Genomic DNA, 17,273 nt, shown 5'->3' with positions numbered 1-17,273 from the left:
TGTTGAGCGCCAGCCGCACTTCAGCGGCGGTGACGCGGGCGTTCAGTAGGGACGACACCGCTCTTCAGTACCGCGTCACCGATCTTCTGTCCTGGCTCCACCAACCTGGCACAGGCTCTGCGTAACTGGCAGAAGCTCCGCGAATCTGGTGTGTGGCTCTGGGTACCTGGCATGCCGGCGGCTTTCGGGCGCGCGGGAGGCTGACTTAGGAGCGGAGTCGAGGTTGGCCGACTGATTCCCGATAACGTTCCTTCTCGTGAATGAAGTAGAGGTCGGGGTGAGCAACCCGGGAACCCTTGACAACACGCCGTTCGTCCTGTCTGCCTCCGCGCTCGACCGGCTCCGCCGCGCCAGGGCCGACTCCACCCTCCGCGCGTACCGCGGCGACCTCCGCCGGTTCCTCGTCTGGATCGGCGCCCAGAAGATGATCACGACAGATCTGACCCCGACCGACCGGGGCCCGATCAACGACGCCCTCAACGCCGCGGCGTTCGCTGCCCTCCTCGATCGGTACGGCCAGTTGCACACGGTGGCCGCCGAGTACGTCAACCACCTCGCTGAGGAAGGCAAGGCGCCGAGCACCATTGACCGGGCCTTGGCCGCCGTCGCGGTCGCCCACCGAACCGCCGGCGCCGGACGCCTCGCCACCGACGCGGCGCGGGCCGTACTGCGTACCTACCGCCGCGACAGCGCCGAGGCCGGCCGGAGGGCACACAAGGTCAAACCCCTCCTCGTCATCAACCTCCGCCTCATGGTGGACAACCTGGACCTGACCAAGCTGGCCGGCCTCCGCGACCGATCGGTTCTGGTCCTCGGGTTTGCCCTCGGCGCGCGCCGCTCGGAGGTCGCTGCCCTCGACATCGAGGACCTGGACTTCAACGAGCACGGCCTCGAGGTGACCATCCGCCGGTCGAAGACCGACAAGGACTCCGCGGGCCGCAAGGTTCACGTGCCGTACGGCACCAACGAGCAGACCTGTCCCGTCCGGACCACCCGGGCCTGGCTGCCCGCCCTCGCAGAGCGCGGCGTCACCAGCGGCGCCCTCTACCGGCGGATCGACAAGCACGGCGAGCTGGGTCGCGCCCCGCACGGCCGCGGCTCGATCGACGGGCGGATCACGGGGCAGGCGGTGGCCATTATCGTCCGGCGGACCGCTCTCGCAGCTGGCCTCGACGCCGCCTCCGCGTTCAGCGGCCACTCCCTGCGCCGAGGCTTCGCCACCGAGGCCCGCCGCGCTGGCCACGACCAGATCCGCATCGGTCGCCACGGCGGCTGGAAGGACGGCTCCCCCACCCTCGCCGGCTACATGGAAGACGTCGACCGGGTCACCTGCAACGCGCTGACGGGAGTAGGGCTGTGAAGCGAGGCGACCGGTGCGGTCGACCACGTAAGGCTCTGGACCTGCGGTGACACGCTGAGCCGGTCTGTGCCGGCCGCGCCGCCGGAGCCTGCCTGGACCATTAGCGATAGCCAGATCGGCCGTCTGCTTGCCCACCACTCGGCTCGATTCTGGCCACCGGCGCCTTTGCGGGACCGCCCACAGGGGAGCACCGCCGTACCCTGTCCGGATGCACCCGGACGACCCCACCCAGCGCCAGCAGCACCGTGGCGTCTGGCGGGATCCCCGGCTGAATTCACGTCCTCTACGCGGGCGATGGGATCTTCACCTGTGGCGTGGCCTGGGTGATCTGGCCCATCCACTGGTGGTTCACGTAGTCGAAGAGCCGGTCGACCACGGTGGTGACCCAGGTCTCGCAGCAGCCGCCGCACCAGTATCCGCCCAGCAGTACCTGCTGCGGTAAGCCAGGCGACACGAACAAGCGCCCGCTAGGTAGTGGTCCCCGGCGGGCGATTCACTCGTCCGGGTTGACAGGCTTACCCACCCAGTTTGGCTGCTCGCTCGGTCGCCTCGTCCTCCGCGCACGTCTTGTGGCACGGGATGCCGTTCTGGTCCCGCGTGAACGCGCCGGATCCGCAGAGCCGGCACGGCTGCCGGTCACCAGCGGCATGCTTGTTCCAGTTGAAGATGATCCCCGGCTTCTTCCCGGCCGAGCCGCCCAGGTCGACCACCACGGCTCCGCGCGGATCCCGGGGAACTCCCGCCGGCCGCCGGTGCCCCGTGTCGACGCCGTAGTTGCAGTCCAGGTCCAGCTCCCGGGGCTTCATCGTCACGACGTCGCCCTGGCCCGGGTCGAGCTCAATGTTCGGCACCGGTCGGCGGCCGGAGCGGTCGTTGAGGTACCGCTCCATGTCCTCGGCGGTGACCCAGTAGTACATGGGCCGGCCGCGCGAGTCGGTCTCCTCCAGCGAACGCCACTCGCCGGCCGCCGCGCCGACGACGAGTTTGTCGAGGTTGAGGCCTCGGGTTGCGATCAGGTAGACGTGCAGCTTGCCGCACGGCCGCTTCCGAGTGGCCGGGCAGAAGAGGTCACGGCGACCGCACAGGTCGATGTCGGCGTCGCGGACGCCACCGGACACGAGCAGCTCGTTGCCGGTGCGAACCCAGCCTGCGTTGGTCGTCGGGATCGTCGCCCACGCCACGCGGTGCTCGATCTGCACGGCAGGGTTGTCCGTCGTCCACATCGGCATCAGGCCGTCCTCGCGGGCGATCCGGACGCGCTTCTTGATCGTCGGGATAGACAGCTTCGACACCTGGAGTTCGTGCCCGAGCAGCAGGCCGCCCTCGCCGCGCACGAGCACGTCAGTGACCCGCTTGCCGGTCGACGAGCGGGCCTCCACCTCGACGGAGAAGCCGGCCCGCTCGGAGACGGTCGCGACGCGCTCCTTGAGGGCCTTGTGCTTGTCGGACTCAATGGCGTCGGGGTGGTTCCGCGCGGCGGACGGGTTTAGGTGCACCGCTTGGCGGGAACCAGTCCCGTCCGGGTTGCCCTTCAGGTACATCCACTCCGGGCAGTCCGGGTTGCGGGTGTAGCAGGCGCCCATGCACCGCAGCTCACCCGAGTGGATCGTCCGCGACCGCATCTCCTGCCACAGCCCCGGCTGGTCCGGGTGCCCCAGATCCGCTCGGCTCAGGTTCAGGTCGATCCCGAGCCGCACGTGCCGCACAGCCTCCGCCATCCAGGCCCCCTCCCACTCGTCCCACCCTCATGATGGAGGCCGGTACCGACGGAATCCACCGTCCGCGCGATAGGTGGCGCCGGTCACCGACGTCGAGACGACGAAGGCCCCGGGATTCCCCTCACCGCGGCTGCGAAGCCGAACCCGTCCACCGTCACTCGCTCCGCCCTGCCCGGAGCGCGGCGGCGAACGCCAACAGGATCAGGACGACCGCGCACGGGGTACACGGCGCTGGCCCCTGGGGCGTCAACCCGTCACGATGGGGTGATGGGTGACGTGCGCCCGGTGGGCGAAGCTGCCGCCGGCCGAACGAGACCTTCGTCTGGCGCAAGAGTGCAGATCGTGCTCGCGGCCGTGGCCCGGCCGCCCCGGCGCCCGGGCGACACCCGCCCACGACGCCGCGTTGCCCGAGGACGAACGGCGCCGGCGGAAGGCGCAGCGCGACGCCGACCGGGCCGAGGCCCGCCGTGTCCAGCGACCTGTCCGGGGTTCTACTGCCGAGGTGGCCGAGTTGGAGAGCGACGAGACCCTCCAAGCGATGTGGAACACAGTTGAGAATGGCGGCTACGACTTCATGGCCAAGGACGACTGGTGATCCACTACTCGGCCAGTTCGGGCCGCCACATTTGGATCTGGGCGTCGAGGTCGCCGTCGCACAATTCGTTGAGGGCGACCATGTAGCCGATCGCGCAGGCGTTGACCAGCATTTTGATGACCTCGGTGGGCACGTCTTCGTGGCCGTAGGCGGACCCGATGTTGGCGATCGCCTCCTACGCTTGGCGGCCGTCGCCGGGGTCGTGCTCCGTGTTGGTGTGCAGGCTCGCGATCGCATCGGACCATTGGTTGACGTCGTACTCCGAGTAGGACATTTAGGCCGGGAGGTCTGCGATCGGGGCCGGGTTCACGATCGTGTACCGGCCGGCCGCGGTGACCGAACCGGGCCCGAGGAGGTAGCCGCCGGTCCGGTAGCCGGGCCCGCGAGTGTCGATTCCCGGGCCGAGCGCGCTGACGCCGCCCGAGGTGCTCGTGATCGGGTGTCACCCGGACCGGGTGTTAGCGTGCGTCGCGGCTTTGCGTATTATCACGGGCGGGCCGAGTGCGCTGGCCCCTCCCCGAGCCGATCCGGACACCCACGCTGTCCGCTGGCGCCCGAGGGCAAGGTTCTCGGAATCGCGTGCACAACGACCTGTCATCGGCTAACCCGGGCGGGCGTGGGTCTCCCGTATTCGGAGTCGTCATGGTCAAAGATCGTCGCCGGAAGCAGAACGTGCGTGACCACACCGCACTGACCGGCAAATACACCAAATCGGCGGCGCAGTTCGCCCCGGCACCACAGCTCTATCTTCCCCGGCCGCCGGCCACCTTCCGGGGGCAACGGTGCGGTCTCTGCCGCGGCAGCGGGGTCCAGTTCGGCGACCTGTACCCGGTGCGCACTGACGCTGGTATCGAGATCCTTTGCGAGATGCTGTGCGTCGACTGCGGAGGGTGCGGGCTCGAGAACCACACTGGATGCCAGCCCAGCGAGCACGACGACCCAGAGGGCCGAGGGTGCGGCCCGTCCGAGCTGGTGGCGGAGATCGCCGATCGCGCCGAGCAGGCCGGCCACCCGTTGTGTTCCCTCTGCTGGGGACGGACGTGGAGCCCGTTGCCAGCGAATTCCGCCGGTTACGAGCCACAGACGTACATGCGGATGCCGTGCGAGTGCGCCGAATCGCTGCTCGTGCCGCTGGCGGGATGGCAGCCGGAGTGGTGACGGCGGGGTGATCTTGGACTAACGCGCGCATTATAGAGGCGTGCCAGGAAGGGCACGGAGGCCCACAGCGCGGAGGGGCCCGACCAGACGGGCGGTCCCCTCCGCGCTGTGGGTGTGTTTGTCAGAGCTGGGCCGGCGGGTTGGTGTACCAGCCGACGACTCGGGCTGTCGGCCGCGACCGGCTCGACCTCGTACCGCACGCCCTCGATCAGCACGTAGAGCCGCGGCCAGCGGGCGAGGCAGATGCACGCGCTCATGCCGGCGCCTCGCCTTCACCTGGGTCGGGGTCCGGGGCCCGCCAGTCGCGGGGCTTGGCGCCGGTGGCGCCGGCGGCCGCGTCGACGTCGCGGTGCCGGTAGGCGGTGCGCACCCCGGAGATGGACATACCGGCGGCCGCGGCGAGGCCGCCCAGGGCGTAGGGGCAGGGCTGGACGAACTCCCTGCCGTACGCGAGCAGTTCCCGGGTCTGCTGCTCTGCTCCTTTGTGGCACGCCGAGCGCCGCCAGCGCGGAGGTCAGCGGATCTTGCTCGCCGTGCTCCCAGGAGAGGCGCAATTGCTCGACAGCCCGCTCCTGCGGCGGTGCCCGCGCCGCAGCTGCCGATCACCCGCGATCCCGGTGCCTGGTGGAAGGACGGCGACTTCACCCTCGACCACACCATCACCGGCTGGCAGCTGACCCACCCGCGCTACCCGGTCGGGCCCGGCGAGGTCATCCCCGTCGGCGACTACCCGCCCGGATCGGCCCGGCTGCGCCGCACGATCCTGGCCGCCCTGACGGCGGCCGAGGCTGCCGTCACCGATCTGACCGGCCAGGCCGTCGACGTTTGGAAGAGGACGAGGACGGCGTCGGCGATCCGTACTGGACCGCCCTGCTGGCTCAGGACGCACCCGGTGACGGCCAGGCGACGCTCGACGAGGCCCTGGCCCGGCTGCCTCGGAACCGGCGCCCGGGCCCGTCGTCGATGGAGAAGTGCGATCGGCTCCTCACCGCCGTACAGCAGAGCTGACCCGGCTGGGCGGCGAAAAGACGGGAGTCCAGGCCCGAGCGCGACTGGGGCCTCACCAACATCAAGGAGTCGATCGAACCTGCACTGCCCGGTCGACTCGTTCAATGAAGCCGCGGCAGGCTGAGGTCGCTGCCGCGAGGTTGGCGTCAGAGAGCACGATCCTGCCGTTGTTCAGGGAAATGCCCACGGCCTGCAACTTGGCCTTGACGCTCTGCTCGTTGCGGAGCTGACGTTTCGTCAGCTTCCCCAATCCATGAGCGACAGCGTTTCGTGCCTCCGCAAGCCGTTCAACTGGGTTCCAGTCTTCAGTGACTCCGAGCCAGTCCTTATATGCCTTCTTCTGGTCTTGCCAGCCGCTGGTCGCGCGGATGACGGCTTCCTCGGCAATCCTGGTCGCTGCCGTGTTCTGGGACAGAGCAACCGCTCTGTCCGCTTCGCGTGCCAGAAGGTCAGCCGTGAACGCTTCAGTGATCGAGAGCAACCTGATGAGAGTTGCTTGGCACCGGTCTTGCACCGGATCGTCATCTGGCCACGTTCGAAGCCGAGGGCGATGGGCCGGTTTGAGGGCCGCGATGGCGGCGCGGTGCGCTCCGAGAGTGCGAAATAGCAGTGCTGAGGCCGCCTCGGCCTCAGCGGACGGGATCGGACGAGCGGCCGCGCTCATTCCGCAACCGCGGCGTTGAGCAGGAGCCGATCAAGTTCGTCCTCCGCTGTGCTCTCCGCGCGAGCGCGGTCAAGGCGCATCAAGCCCCAGAAGGCCAGCCGCCGCCACTCCGGTCCGACACGTTCGATGGCTGCCGACACCAGATCGGCGTTTCCCCGCCCGATACGTCCCAGCGCAGCCGCCGCTGTGGCTGCAAGCCCATCATGGCTACCCTCTACGCACTGAGCCAGCCAGAGCTCGTAGCCGTGCGTACTTTCCGCGCGTCGGATGCGGCCGGCTGCCTGCGCGATCCACATTCCTTGCCAGGGGCTGAGGATGTCGCTGGTAACGGTTTCGTCGAGCACTCGGCGAAGCTTGGTGCGTGCACTTCGCCCGGTGCGCGCGAAAGCTTCGATGTATGCGACGACTTGGGGGGTAAGGGCGGGCTCAAAGCGAAGCAGCTCAGATAGATATTCGAGCGGCCCTTCGTCGCCGGCCGTGCCGAGGGTCGACAACGCCCGGCCGAGAAGAGACTGAGTGATCGCGGCGTCTTGCCCTGCCTGGGCTTCCTCGGACTCTTCCTCGTGGACCCACATCTCCCACGCACGGGAGGCGGCCTGCAGGCGTCGCGCGCCAACTTCTTCGGAAGGACCGCCGCCGTCCCCGCTGAACGCGTCCTCCTCGTCGACATCGCTGCCTAGCGGGGTCGCGCCAAGGCTCACGGAGCCTGTGTCAGCGTCGTCGTAGTCAGGATCGAACAGCGAACTTGCCGTTACGAATGGATCATCAGGGTCGCCTGCGTTCTGGAACAGTCGTTGCTCCGCTTCAGCGAACGATGTCAGGGAGGCTCGGTAGTTCTCTGATCCGTAGGTATAGGTCTTGCGTTCGTTGAGAACCAGGCCGAGGGTGCGCGCCTCGGTCGCGCATGCCTCCAGCGAAGCACGGGCGTCGCCGAGCGAGGGCGAAGCGATGCGGAAGTCATCCGAGTACGAGAACGCCACGTGGCCCCGACGGATCAGGCGCCGGCGAACCGGGTCGATGTAGGTATCGCCGAGGACGTCACTCGACGGGTGCACCTGCGGCAAGCCGATACGCCGTCCGAGAACCGAGGCCAGTAGATCCATCAGCGCGTCGACAGCAAGCTCCTCGCCGGTCTGCGCGATCAGCTCTGCACTCAGAAGGTCATGATCGACGAACTCATAGTAGGCGGTGACGTCGGTCTTGCTGATGTACTGCACATCCGGGACGTCAAGTGGTGCTTGCTTGAACTGCCCGATCGGCACTCGGCTATGGAACCGTTCCGGCAGCGTTTCGCTGAGGAGTTTGACGAGAGCTCGGTACAGCACTCTGTCCTGGAGCGTCATGATGTGCAGCGGGCGAGCGCCTCGCCACCCCTTGTCCGCGAACACTACGTTGGCGGCGTGCCCGGAAGGCCCGCGGCGGAGTTGCGGACGTAGCCACCTCTCTACGGAGGAAGGGTCGGCGGAAAGAGCGACGAAATCCCAGCGGCGGGGCAGAAGCCTGTTGCGTGACGTCAGCTCAGTCTCGACGGCGGCATGGAGATCCAGACGCCGCAAAAGGTCGCGGTCGAGCGGCATGATCACCTTCCTTGTTCAGACCTACCCGAGTTGGCCAAGCAGTGACGCCGGTCAAGGTTGGGCACAGACGGTACCGCGAGATTTAGTCCTCTGGCGCGAAACCCCTTCCCTGTTAGTCGGGAGCCGCTCGGCGTCACACGGCATACGCCGCCGACCGGCGGCGCGAGCGCCCCGAACGCGGTCAACAGCGGCCGGGCCGATTAGTCCTGCTCTTCGGGGTTGCTCTGGTCTGGATCCCGTAATGGCCGCCACGTGCCGCCGAGGTCGGGCAGTCGAAATGAGTAGTGGCCATGGACATTGATGTGCCGGCGTGTGTACGCCGACAGCCGGGCCACATCCTCATCGAGGACCGGGTAGCCATAAGCGCGTAGTTCGGTCAGCGCCCGGTCCGGATGCGCGGTGCTCTAAAGCATGAGGTGCTGGCGATCGGCACCGGCGCGGCGCAGGTACAGGCGGTGCCGGTCAACCGGGTCGCCGCGTTGGCCCGGTACGGCTGGGCGGGTAAAGCGCCACTGCTCGAGGGCCTGGCCGAGCCAGGCAAGACCAACGCCCGACAAACTGGGCCGGGACTCCTCCCCGGCCGGTCAAGGAAGACGGCAAGTCGTTGACACCCGCCCGTTCTCGGCGTCCACGTGCTTCTGCACCCAGATCGTTGGTCCAGCTGCTTGGCGTCGTGAGTGAGACCTTAACCCGTATCCGCATCTTCATGAGTCGCCCAAAACCGGCGGCGACGTCAAAGGCGAGTAACCAGCCTCTTAGTACACACGTCCTAAATCCGTGTATGGTCCGTGGATGACAACCTCCGATGGCGCCGGGCCCGAGCCGCCCCAAATCAGCGGCATGCAGCAGCGCATCCTGACCGTGATTCGCGATTGGATCCAGCAGCACGGCTACCCGCCCACAGTGCGCGAGATCGGCGCAGCCGTCGGGCTTGGCTCTCCCTCATCCGTGGCATACCACTTGAACATGCTGGAACGACGTGGCCTCCTGCGTCGTGAGGCAAACGCGTCCAGGGCGGTCGACATCCGCAGAGCGCAGGCTGGGACGACATCGAACGGAGCAGACCAGCCAGGCGTCAAAGTTCCGGTGCTCGGCACTATCGCTGCCGGCACCCCGATCCTCGCCGAGGAACGCGTGGAGGACGAACTGACGCTGCCTCGCACTCTAGTAGGGCACGGCACGCTGTTCGCTCTGATAGTTAGAGGCGATTCCATGATCGAGGCGGCGATCTGCGACGGAGACGTCGTCGTCGTGCGCCATCAGGCGGTCGCCGAGAACGGCGACATCGTCGCCGCGATGATCGAGGGCGAGGCGACAGTCAAGGCCTACCGGAGCCGCGACGGTCGTATCGAGCTCGTCCCGCGAAACCCGCTCTACGAGGCGATCTCTGCCGAGCACGCGGTCATCCTGGGCAAGGTCGTCTGTGTGCTTCGGCGCTTCTAGCGCCCAGTCGACGTCGGTGAGCAGACGTCGACGACGCCCGTCCTCGGTCGCGCTGCCTGCAGAGGCCTCACCGCGAGTCACGCGGTCCCTGTCCGCCCAATTGACCAGGATCGCGCTATTGGTTGCAAGGTCACGGGCGACTCGAACCGTCGACTTGCCCGTCTCACGCACGGTACGCACCACGCCCACCTGGATCGAACTGCCGTCTTGTCTCAGCCGTCAACGTCTATCCCTCAAGCTATGGCCTCCAGCCTACGAGGGGAAGGGAAGCTGACCCGGGCGGACGGGTAGTGCTCCTACGGACGCGGACCCGTGCAGACCTTCCGATGGGTGTTCGTGTCGCTCCTTGCGGCTAGTCTGGCTCGGCTATGCCTGAGACCGATCTGCTTAGAGCCAGCCGCGATGGCGATCAGTTCCACTACTACTGGGCGGCACGCCAGTGCCTGGCGCTGCTCATGCCCGGGGCACCGCTCGTCGCCGTAGCCATCGAGGGTGTGTCGCTGCGGGAGTTTCCGGTCGGCGAACAGATCGCGGCGGGCGAGCAAGTCATCGACATCGCGGAGTACTACGGTTCTGAAAGTACCGACGATGCAGATGCGGTGATCTATCGGCAGCTCAAGCACTCCACGGTCCGAGAGACCGAGCCCTGGACAATGTCGGGACTGAAGCGCACCTTGACTGCGTTCGGTCAGCGGTTCATGTCTCTTAGGGCTCGCGATGCTGGCTTGGTTGGCAAGGTCAGCTTCCGGTTGGTATCGAACCGTCCGGTCGGGGAGAAGGTCCTCCAGACACTAGAGGATCTAGCTCAGAGGCAGCCGGCACGGCACGCAGATGAGATGAGGTTGCTGCGGGGCTACCTTGCCATTGCCGATGATGCGGACGCGGCGGAGTTCGCGGGCAGTCTCGATTTCGGCACTCGTGAGGTGGGTCTGCGGATGCTGCGATCAGACTTCGAACGAGGTGTTGCGGACTACCTGCCGGGCATGCGAGGCGATGCAGCGCTGCGGTTGAAGGAGGTCGTGGCGCAGCGGGCGAGCTCTCTGGGGGACGAGTGTGCCATCAGGCGCGAGGAGGTGCTAGCTGCACTTGGGGCGACCGAAGACCAGCTCTTGCCGGCGCCGCCGCGCTTCATCCGGGTCGCCAACCAGCTCGACAGACGCCAGTACCGCGAAATTGCTGATCAGATCATCACCGCTGCCAGCCCGGTGATCGTCCACGCGGTGGGCGGCGTCGGTAAGTCTGTGCTCGCCGCATCCCTCGAGCAGTACCTGCCCGAGGGATCGACGTGTATTACCTATGACTGCTTCGGCGGGGGCGGGTACCGCCGTGTGAGCGAGCCGCGCCACGAACATCGGCAAGCAGTGTTGCAGATCGCCAACGAGCTAGCGGGCCATCGTCTCTGCCAGCCGCTGGTGCCAGCACCCACCGCCACGGCGGCGGACTACGCTGCAGCCTTCCTCGACCGTCTGAACAGGAGCGCGTCCGCAGTCGCCGCCGCGAGCCCAGGGGCGTTACTGATCATCGCTGTCGACGCAGCCGACAACGCGGTCGCGGCCGGGAAGGACTTCGACAGCAGGTCGTTCGTACCCGATCTGCTGGCTGAGAAGGGATTGCCGGGCAACACCCGCTTGGTCATGTTTTCCCGTACTGAGCGCCTCCCGACACTAGAAGCACCGCCTGGCGTAGTGCAGGTCGAGCTGACGGGCTTCTCGCTAGAAGAGAGCGGTGCTCATCTCCTAGCCAGGTTTGCAGATGCGTCGGACGCTGACGTGGCGGAGTTTCACCACCGCACGTTTGGCAACCCGCGGGTGCAGGCCCAGACGCTCGCCGATGCCAACAGCATCGGCGAGTGCCTCCAGTTGCTGGCTGCGCCGGGCGCCGTTGATGCTGCGGCTGCGCTTGACTCCATGATCGGCCAAGCCGTCGAGAAGGTTCGCTACGACCGAGTGATGGCGGCCGACGAGGTCGACATGATCTGCGAGGCGTTGGCGGCCTTGCGCCCACGTGTGCCGATGCAGGTTATCGCAGAGCTGTGCCATCTTCCGGTGGCAGTGATCCACAGCTTCGTCAGCGACCTTGGGCGGCCGCTGCTTATCGAAGGCGACAGCGTCCAGTTCCGTGACGAGCCAACCGAGACGTGGTTCCGAAAGAATCATCGGCCGACTGGCCCCGCGCTGGCGGCTTTCTTGATGCGGCTTCGGCCGCTGGCTGACCGTCATGGCTACGCGGCGGCTTCCCTGCCTCAGTTGCTGTGGGAGGCGGAGCAACTCACCGAGTTGGTCCAGTTAGCGATCGACGGAGCAGGTCTGCCGACACAGAACGACCTCGAACGTGCTGAGATCGAGCAGCAGCGTATCCAGTTCGCCCTGAAGTCCGCGCTGAAGCGCAATATGAAGCCCGAGGCGGCACGGTTGGCACTGAAGGCCGGGTCGCTGTCGTTGGGACACACTCGCCGGCTGACCCTGATCAAAGAGAACACTCACCTCGCCGGCGAGCTACTCGACGGTCAGACGCTGGATGATCTGATCGCACGTCGCGCCTTGAGCGGTGACTGGCCAGGGTCGAACCTGGGCTACGAGGGATGCATGCTCTCCTTCGCGTCCGGGCAGCGTGATCTGGCGCGGAGCCGGTTACGCAGCGCTTTCGACTGGATGGTCGGATGGTCCAGGCTGCCTGAAAACGCCAGAGAAGATCATCAGTTTAGTGACGACGATATCGCTCAGGTCGCACTAGGCTTGGTCAATACTGATGGCCCGCAGGCTGCCGTGGCCTACCTCAAGCGGTGGCAGCCCGTCACTGCGGCATACCGAGCCGGGCTCATCCTCGCCGCTCGGTTGGCTGAGGTGGGTCGCCCCGAGCAGCTCGACGCGCTCGTCCTCGCCGCGGCAGACAACGCGTTCATTCAGATGGCCGTGCTCCACCAGGCTGGCCGGTTCGACCTCACCCTTGGCCGGGACGCCGCGGGTACGGTGCTGGCGACTCTCAGGAGGCGTCGGAAGCCCATCGACGTGTCCGAGGAGCGCTATGAGTACGGCCGCGAGTTCGATTCTCTGTACGCGGCGATCGCTGCCGTGACTGCCGCAGCTAGGCATGACCTGGCCGATGCGAAGGTGCTCCTGCGGATTCTGAGGGTGTACCTGCCCGCCTCCTTGCCGCGCGGACTGGGGGACCGGTCTACCGCGGCGCCAGACGTTCTGCTGAAAGCGTTTGCGCTCAAGGCCTACCTCGAGAAGCGGGACTTCACCGACCGCGACCTCGCCCATCCCGATCTGATTAAGGAGATGGAGAAGCAACGACACCAGGATTCTCGCGAACTGTCCGATTTCACGCGCAACATCACCCCAGCCGTGCCGTGGGCGCGAATCTGGGCCCAGATCGCGTGTTCGCCGGACGACGACGTGCTTGCGGAACTCGAGCATCTGGCTGACGACACGTATAGGCGCAACGTCAGCGACTACCAGACGCCATGGACGATGCTACGCGTCGTAGCGCGGCTGTCCGCCCAGATCCTCAGCCGCCGCCAGTGCGCCAGCGTGACGATCAAGTTCCACGACTGGCTGCAACGGGTGCAGAGATTCCTCACCTGGGCCACCCTGATCGATGTTGTCCGCCACACCGCATACGTAGACCACATGGACCAGGTTGTCTTCGCGGTGGCGGCAGAGCTCGACCGGTCGATCTCCCAAGCTCGGACGCAGGCCAGCGAAAAGATCTCCACGTTCACAGAGCTCGCTAGAGCGATCCGCCCGGCCAGCCCTGACGAGGCGCGAGCCTTCTTCGGACGTGCGATCGACACCGCCGACAAGATCGGTGACGACGTCATGCAGAGGTGGGACGCGATCAACGCGCTGGCGCAGCAGGCATCGAAGGCGGGCGAGGACAGCGAGCGCGCATACCTGGCGGCCAGGACATTCGAAGCGCTCGCCGAGTACCTGGACGACGCAGCCGACCACCAGCAGTGCATCCAGACCGTTGCGAGGTTCAGCAGGTCCGATGCCATCGCGCTCGCCGCTCGCTGGCGTAGTCGACGGTTCGGCGTGGCAGATCGTGTGCTGCAAGCGCTCCTTGAGGCCGACACCGGCCTCGCCACGCAGATGCCGCTGGGTGCGGTGGCGCTGCTTCCCCTGGCCAAAACATTCGATGTGCGCAGCGTTCTCGAGCAGACGTTGTCGTCCAGACACGTCCATCCTGGGCGCCTGTTCGAGGTCGTGAGCAACTACGACCGCACCGCGTGGCATCCAATCGAGTACTTCGAACAGGTCGAGGCGATGGCCCGCCGATTCTCAGTTGACCTCGCAGACACAAGCTACGCCCAAGACAGCTACAAGCGTCGGATCTACGCCCCCCACCAGCGATCGTCCCACTCCGTCTATAGCGGGTCGCTGGGACGCGTACCGGAGTACGAGAGCCAGCGGGCCGCCGACCTCGCTGCCCTGAAAGCGCTCGATCTGAGCAGGCCCGACGACCTGGAGACAGCCCGCCGCATGTGCCGCGAGCGGGACTGCAACCTTGCCGCCGACGACCTCGTCGACGCGGTGCTGGCCACGCCGCCACGTCACCTGCATCATGTGATCAACGGCGTCCGGAATAACTCCAACTTCGACGCCTACACCTATCAGTTGCTGCTGGAGCGGCTCACTAGTACCGCAGGCCTGCCGCGAGCCGTTATGGACGGCGCTCGCGACCTTGCCGTTTACGCGGTGCACCGCTTCTGTGACCGGATAGCTACCGGATACAGATATCACGTGCTGCCCCTAGACCTCCTCAGCCGAGCCGCCGGACAACAGTCACACAAACTGTACGACCTGGCATTGGTCGAGTTGGGTGCCCGCAACGACTTCCTCGACGCCCAGGACTGCTTCGGCCTCGTCTACAGCCTCTCTCCGCGGCTGTCCGCCGAACAGGCACGAGAGGCCTTCGACCAAGCGATTGCCGAGCTCGACTACCTCAACGACGCCGAAACGGCAGACGGGCAGTGGACCAGCGATCTGATGGCGCCGGCAGACCTGCACCGTTGCGTAGCCGGCTACATCTGGTCGGCACTCGCCGATCCCGACGAATCGGTCCGCTGGCGCGCCGCCCACGCGGTCCACATGCTGTGCCGACTCGGCGCCACCACAGAGTTGCAAGCCCTCGCCGACCTGGCCACCACAACCACAGCCGGGCCGTTCAGCGACGGCCGCCTGATGTTCTACGACAAGAACGCTCTTGTGTGGCTCTTCCTGGCGATTGAACGGGCCGGCGCTGACGCCGCGCCGGCGCTCCGCCCGTTCGATGCCATACTCAGGCGCGCGGTATTTGGCATGGACACTCATGCCTTGCTTCGTGAGGCAGCGTGTCGCGTGCTGACAGTGCTCGACCGTGACGGGCTGGTGAGCCTCGACAGTCGTGAACGCGACCGCCTGGCCGGGTTGCACGGTCCAGTCGGTGTCGTGAGTGGCCGTGCGGTGCGAGCATCCTGGGGCCAGCGTTCGCGCAATCGGCAGGAAGACGGCTACCGATTTCACTTCGACTTTGAGGAGCACTGGATCGAGCCGCTAGCCCGGTGCTTCGGACTGCCACTCGAAGACGTCACCTGCCGGGTCAGTGATGTAATCACCAGATCCTGGGCCCACAAGGTCTCCGATGGGCGCGCCCAAGATCAGCGCAACGCCCGGAGGATACTGCGAGACGATCGGACTTATTACTACAAAAGCGACATGCCGACCGTTCACGACCTCGACTTCTACTTGAGCTTCCACGCCCTCATGACCGTCGCAGGGCATCTGATCGACACGACACCCGTCCATGTGGATCCCGACGGCATCGACGACGACTTCGCTAGCTGGCTCCAAAGGTTCCGGCCGACTCGCCCCGACGGCCGATGGCTAGCTGATCGTCGCGACCCCGTGCCTCCGGACCAGGTCACACTCCTAGATGACGTATATCGCGATAGTGCGTGGGCCGAAGAGGTACGGCGAGAGGAGTTGCTCGACAGGATCTTCGACATCGAGCTGGGCATGATCACGGTTTGGGAATGGTCGATGCAAACGCACGACCGCGCGACGGAGAAGATCACCGTCAACAGTGCCCTGGTCGAACCCGATCGTGCCGTGCACCTGTTGGCCGCCTGGCAGACGTCCGAGAGCTGCTGGAATTACAGGATCCCCACCGCAGGCAGTGACTTCGAACTGGACGTCGATGGCTACCGGCTCGTTGGGTGGATTCAAGACCACGACCTGATCAGTCGCCTCGACGAACGAGACCCGCAAGCCGGGGGAGTTAGCTTTCCGGGACCAAGGCCATTTGCTCAGGCATGCCATTGGCTCGGTATCACTGCCGACCCTGATCAGCGAGTCTGGTCCCGCGACGGCGAAGAGATCATGAACTCGAGTGTCTGGTCTGACATGAAGGACATGCCGGGACACGCCAGTGGCAGCCAAGGGCAGCGGCTGACAACAAGCCTCGACAGTCTGCGCCGGCTCGCGGACGCGACAAACATGAGCGTGATCTTCGAAGTGACCATCGAGCGGCGCAAGCGCGGCGCCCAGGACGACAGGTTCGAGTCAGATGAGCCAGGATCCCGCGACCTCGGTCCCCATTTCAAGGTACTCGTCTTCGACCGGCGGCTTGGGTTCATCGAGCTATGACGACGTCGTCGCGCTCGGGCGGGAACTCGCGGACTCGCTAGACTCGAACGACACGCTCGGCCGATGGATGGCGCACTATATCGCCGATCTGATCGATCGCGCCGAGACCGCTGACGGCCCAGACCGTGACACGCTCCAGCACGAGTGTGCCGCCGAGATCATGCGCCTGTGGAGCCACCGCCACAGCTTCCGGAACCCTCAGCGCCCCATGGCGAGCTTCGAGCCCGTGTACCGCGCTCTCGCCAGCCTCGATCCGGACAACCCCCCGTGGAGCTTCCTGCGCACCTTCAGCCCCGACACGGCGCCCAAGGCAGATCAGCTCGAGATCAACGCTCTGCTAAAGGCGGCCCTCGAAATCGAGGATGCTGCCCGTGACGCGGTACGCGAGTTGATTGCCAGCGCAGCTGGCGTGGCGTCGCACAAGGAGGCCAAGTGGATCGACCTGGCCAAGCACATCCAGGACGAGGAGTCTGGGCTGGTGGGAGTGCTGAGGCGTCTGCGTTACGCCGGCGTGGACGACGCGCCGGACGAATCTGCGGACGAACTGGGCGAATCTATGGACGAAGTGGCCGCACCCACTGCCGTCCAAGCCCTTGAAGCACTGGCCACTGCCTGCGGCGCCGCTCTTGAAGTAGTGGATGAATCCGTCAGAGACAGCCAGGTGTCTAGGCGATAGTGGGAGGCTGCTGGGACCCAACGACCGTCCGGGTCTGCGGTTGCACCTGAGCGCGTCGACGTCTAGGCCGAGCACCTCGCCGATGAGCAAGCCGAGATCGGCCAGCACCCGGACGGTTTCTCGCTAGCAGCGCCGCGACGTGGCGGGCGAGGGGGATCGGGGCAGGGGCTAGCCACCATCGCTTCGGCCAGTGTCTCTGCCTCGGCATCGGCGGCATCGAGCACTGCGTTGATCTGGTCGGTTCAGCCGGCGGGTGGAGGTTCCCTGTCAGCCCGGGGTCGCCGGAAACTGGCCCGGGGTTGGTTCGGCCGTCAGTGTTGGCCACGAGGTAGCACAGCGAAGCTTTGCTGGCCGGCCCACCAGCTGAGCAGAACGGGCAGAGGGAGCCACGACGGCGGAACGGGCGGTCGTTGTTGGGCAGTTCAGCTCGTTCTCGACCACGATC

General features: G+C 66.3%; 13 protein-coding genes and 1 pseudogene. 7 read left to right on the top strand and 7 right to left on the bottom strand.

The window, feature by feature from the left end; all coding sequences use genetic code 11:
* The first annotated feature begins 256 nt into the window (after positions 1–256).
* The gene (locus AB0J33_RS30145) at positions 257–1,360 is read left to right on the top strand and encodes a site-specific integrase (protein ID WP_363618360.1); all 1,104 of its coding nucleotides are present in this window, start codon (positions 257–259) and stop codon (positions 1,358–1,360) included.
* A 283-nt stretch (positions 1,361–1,643) separates the two neighbouring features.
* Here the strand turns inward: AB0J33_RS30145 and AB0J33_RS30140 are convergent, their stop codons facing one another.
* Positions 1,644–1,814: a hypothetical protein gene (locus AB0J33_RS30140; protein ID WP_363618358.1), complete on the bottom strand. Its 171-nt coding sequence runs from the start codon at positions 1,812–1,814 to the stop codon at positions 1,644–1,646.
* Positions 1,815–1,875: 61 nt separating this feature from the next.
* The gene (locus AB0J33_RS30135) at positions 1,876–3,078 is read right to left on the bottom strand and encodes a hypothetical protein (RefSeq protein ID WP_363618356.1); all 1,203 of its coding nucleotides are present in this window, start codon (positions 3,076–3,078) and stop codon (positions 1,876–1,878) included.
* 403 nt (positions 3,079–3,481) lie between these two features.
* Between AB0J33_RS30135 and AB0J33_RS30130 the strand changes: the two genes are divergently transcribed.
* Positions 3,482–3,673, top strand: coding sequence for a hypothetical protein (locus AB0J33_RS30130; RefSeq protein WP_363618354.1), 192 nt, complete (start codon positions 3,482–3,484; stop codon positions 3,671–3,673).
* Positions 3,674–3,677: 4 nt separating this feature from the next.
* On the opposite strand, the gene AB0J33_RS30125 is transcribed toward AB0J33_RS30130, so the two are convergent.
* Together AB0J33_RS30125 and AB0J33_RS30120 are read right to left on the bottom strand one after the other, a co-directional pair.
* Positions 3,678–3,806, bottom strand: a complete 129-nt coding sequence (locus tag AB0J33_RS30125) for a hypothetical protein (protein ID WP_363618352.1) — start codon at positions 3,804–3,806, stop codon at positions 3,678–3,680.
* A 141-nt stretch (positions 3,807–3,947) separates the two neighbouring features.
* Positions 3,948–4,109: a bifunctional DNA primase/polymerase gene (locus tag AB0J33_RS30120; RefSeq protein ID WP_363618362.1), complete on the bottom strand. Its 162-nt coding sequence runs from the start codon at positions 4,107–4,109 to the stop codon at positions 3,948–3,950.
* A gap of 206 nt (positions 4,110–4,315) precedes the next feature.
* Between AB0J33_RS30120 and AB0J33_RS30115 the strand changes: the two genes are divergently transcribed.
* Together AB0J33_RS30115 and AB0J33_RS30110 are read left to right on the top strand one after the other, a co-directional pair.
* Complete coding sequence (locus tag AB0J33_RS30115) at positions 4,316–4,831, top strand: hypothetical protein (protein WP_363618350.1); 516 nt, start codon at positions 4,316–4,318, stop codon at positions 4,829–4,831.
* 825 nt (positions 4,832–5,656) lie between these two features.
* A complete protein-coding gene (locus tag AB0J33_RS30110; RefSeq protein ID WP_363618348.1) occupies positions 5,657–5,839 on the top strand; it encodes a hypothetical protein in 183 nt (60 codons plus the stop codon).
* Positions 5,840–5,900: 61 nt separating this feature from the next.
* On the opposite strand, the gene AB0J33_RS30105 is transcribed toward AB0J33_RS30110, so the two are convergent.
* The 3 genes and pseudogenes from AB0J33_RS30105 to AB0J33_RS30095 all read right to left on the bottom strand — a co-directional run.
* Entirely contained in the window at positions 5,901–6,320 is a 420-nt protein-coding gene (locus AB0J33_RS30105; protein WP_363618347.1) for a hypothetical protein, read from the bottom strand.
* A gap of 179 nt (positions 6,321–6,499) precedes the next feature.
* Positions 6,500–8,080, bottom strand: a complete 1,581-nt coding sequence (locus AB0J33_RS30100) for an RNA-directed DNA polymerase (protein WP_363618345.1) — start codon at positions 8,078–8,080, stop codon at positions 6,500–6,502.
* Positions 8,081–8,280: 200 nt separating this feature from the next.
* Positions 8,281–8,469 (bottom strand): annotated as a pseudogene (locus AB0J33_RS30095) (hypothetical protein); the annotation flags it as partial.
* A 403-nt stretch (positions 8,470–8,872) separates the two neighbouring features.
* Between AB0J33_RS30095 and lexA the strand changes: the two are divergent.
* The 3 genes from lexA to AB0J33_RS30080 all read left to right on the top strand — a co-directional run bounded on the left by lexA (position 8,873) and on the right by AB0J33_RS30080 (position 16,828).
* Positions 8,873–9,523 (top strand): transcriptional repressor LexA, encoded by a 651-nt coding sequence (gene lexA / locus AB0J33_RS30090; protein WP_363618343.1) that lies wholly within the window; start codon positions 8,873–8,875, stop codon positions 9,521–9,523.
* A gap of 368 nt (positions 9,524–9,891) precedes the next feature.
* Positions 9,892–16,152 (top strand): hypothetical protein, encoded by a 6,261-nt coding sequence (locus AB0J33_RS30085; RefSeq protein WP_363618341.1) that lies wholly within the window; start codon positions 9,892–9,894, stop codon positions 16,150–16,152.
* Positions 16,073–16,828 carry a hypothetical protein gene (locus AB0J33_RS30080; protein ID WP_363618339.1) on the top strand — a complete coding sequence of 252 codons (756 nt, stop codon included), beginning with the start codon at positions 16,073–16,075 and terminating at the stop codon, positions 16,826–16,828. The genes AB0J33_RS30085 and AB0J33_RS30080 overlap by 80 nt, the downstream gene beginning before the upstream one ends.
* Positions 16,829–17,273: the final 445 nt, after the last annotated feature.

The organism is Micromonospora sp. NPDC049645, assembly GCF_040675155.1.
In the GTDB taxonomy this organism is placed as follows: domain Bacteria; phylum Actinomycetota; class Actinomycetes; order Mycobacteriales; family Micromonosporaceae; genus Micromonospora.
This window is presented reverse-complemented; position numbering and strand designations above follow the sequence as displayed.

Coding starts and splice junctions, on each gene's coding strand:
- AB0J33_RS30135 (WP_363618356.1), bottom strand. CDS start 3,078: ATGGCGGAGGCTGTGCGGCACGTGCGGCTCGGGATCGACCTGAACCTG.
- AB0J33_RS30115 (WP_363618350.1), top strand. CDS start 4,316: ATGGTCAAAGATCGTCGCCGGAAGCAGAACGTGCGTGACCACACCGCA.
- AB0J33_RS30100 (WP_363618345.1), bottom strand. CDS start 8,080: ATGCCGCTCGACCGCGACCTTTTGCGGCGTCTGGATCTCCATGCCGCC.
- lexA (WP_363618343.1), top strand. CDS start 8,873: ATGACAACCTCCGATGGCGCCGGGCCCGAGCCGCCCCAAATCAGCGGC.
- AB0J33_RS30085 (WP_363618341.1), top strand. CDS start 9,892: ATGCCTGAGACCGATCTGCTTAGAGCCAGCCGCGATGGCGATCAGTTC.
- AB0J33_RS30080 (WP_363618339.1), top strand. CDS start 16,073: ATGAGCCAGGATCCCGCGACCTCGGTCCCCATTTCAAGGTACTCGTCT.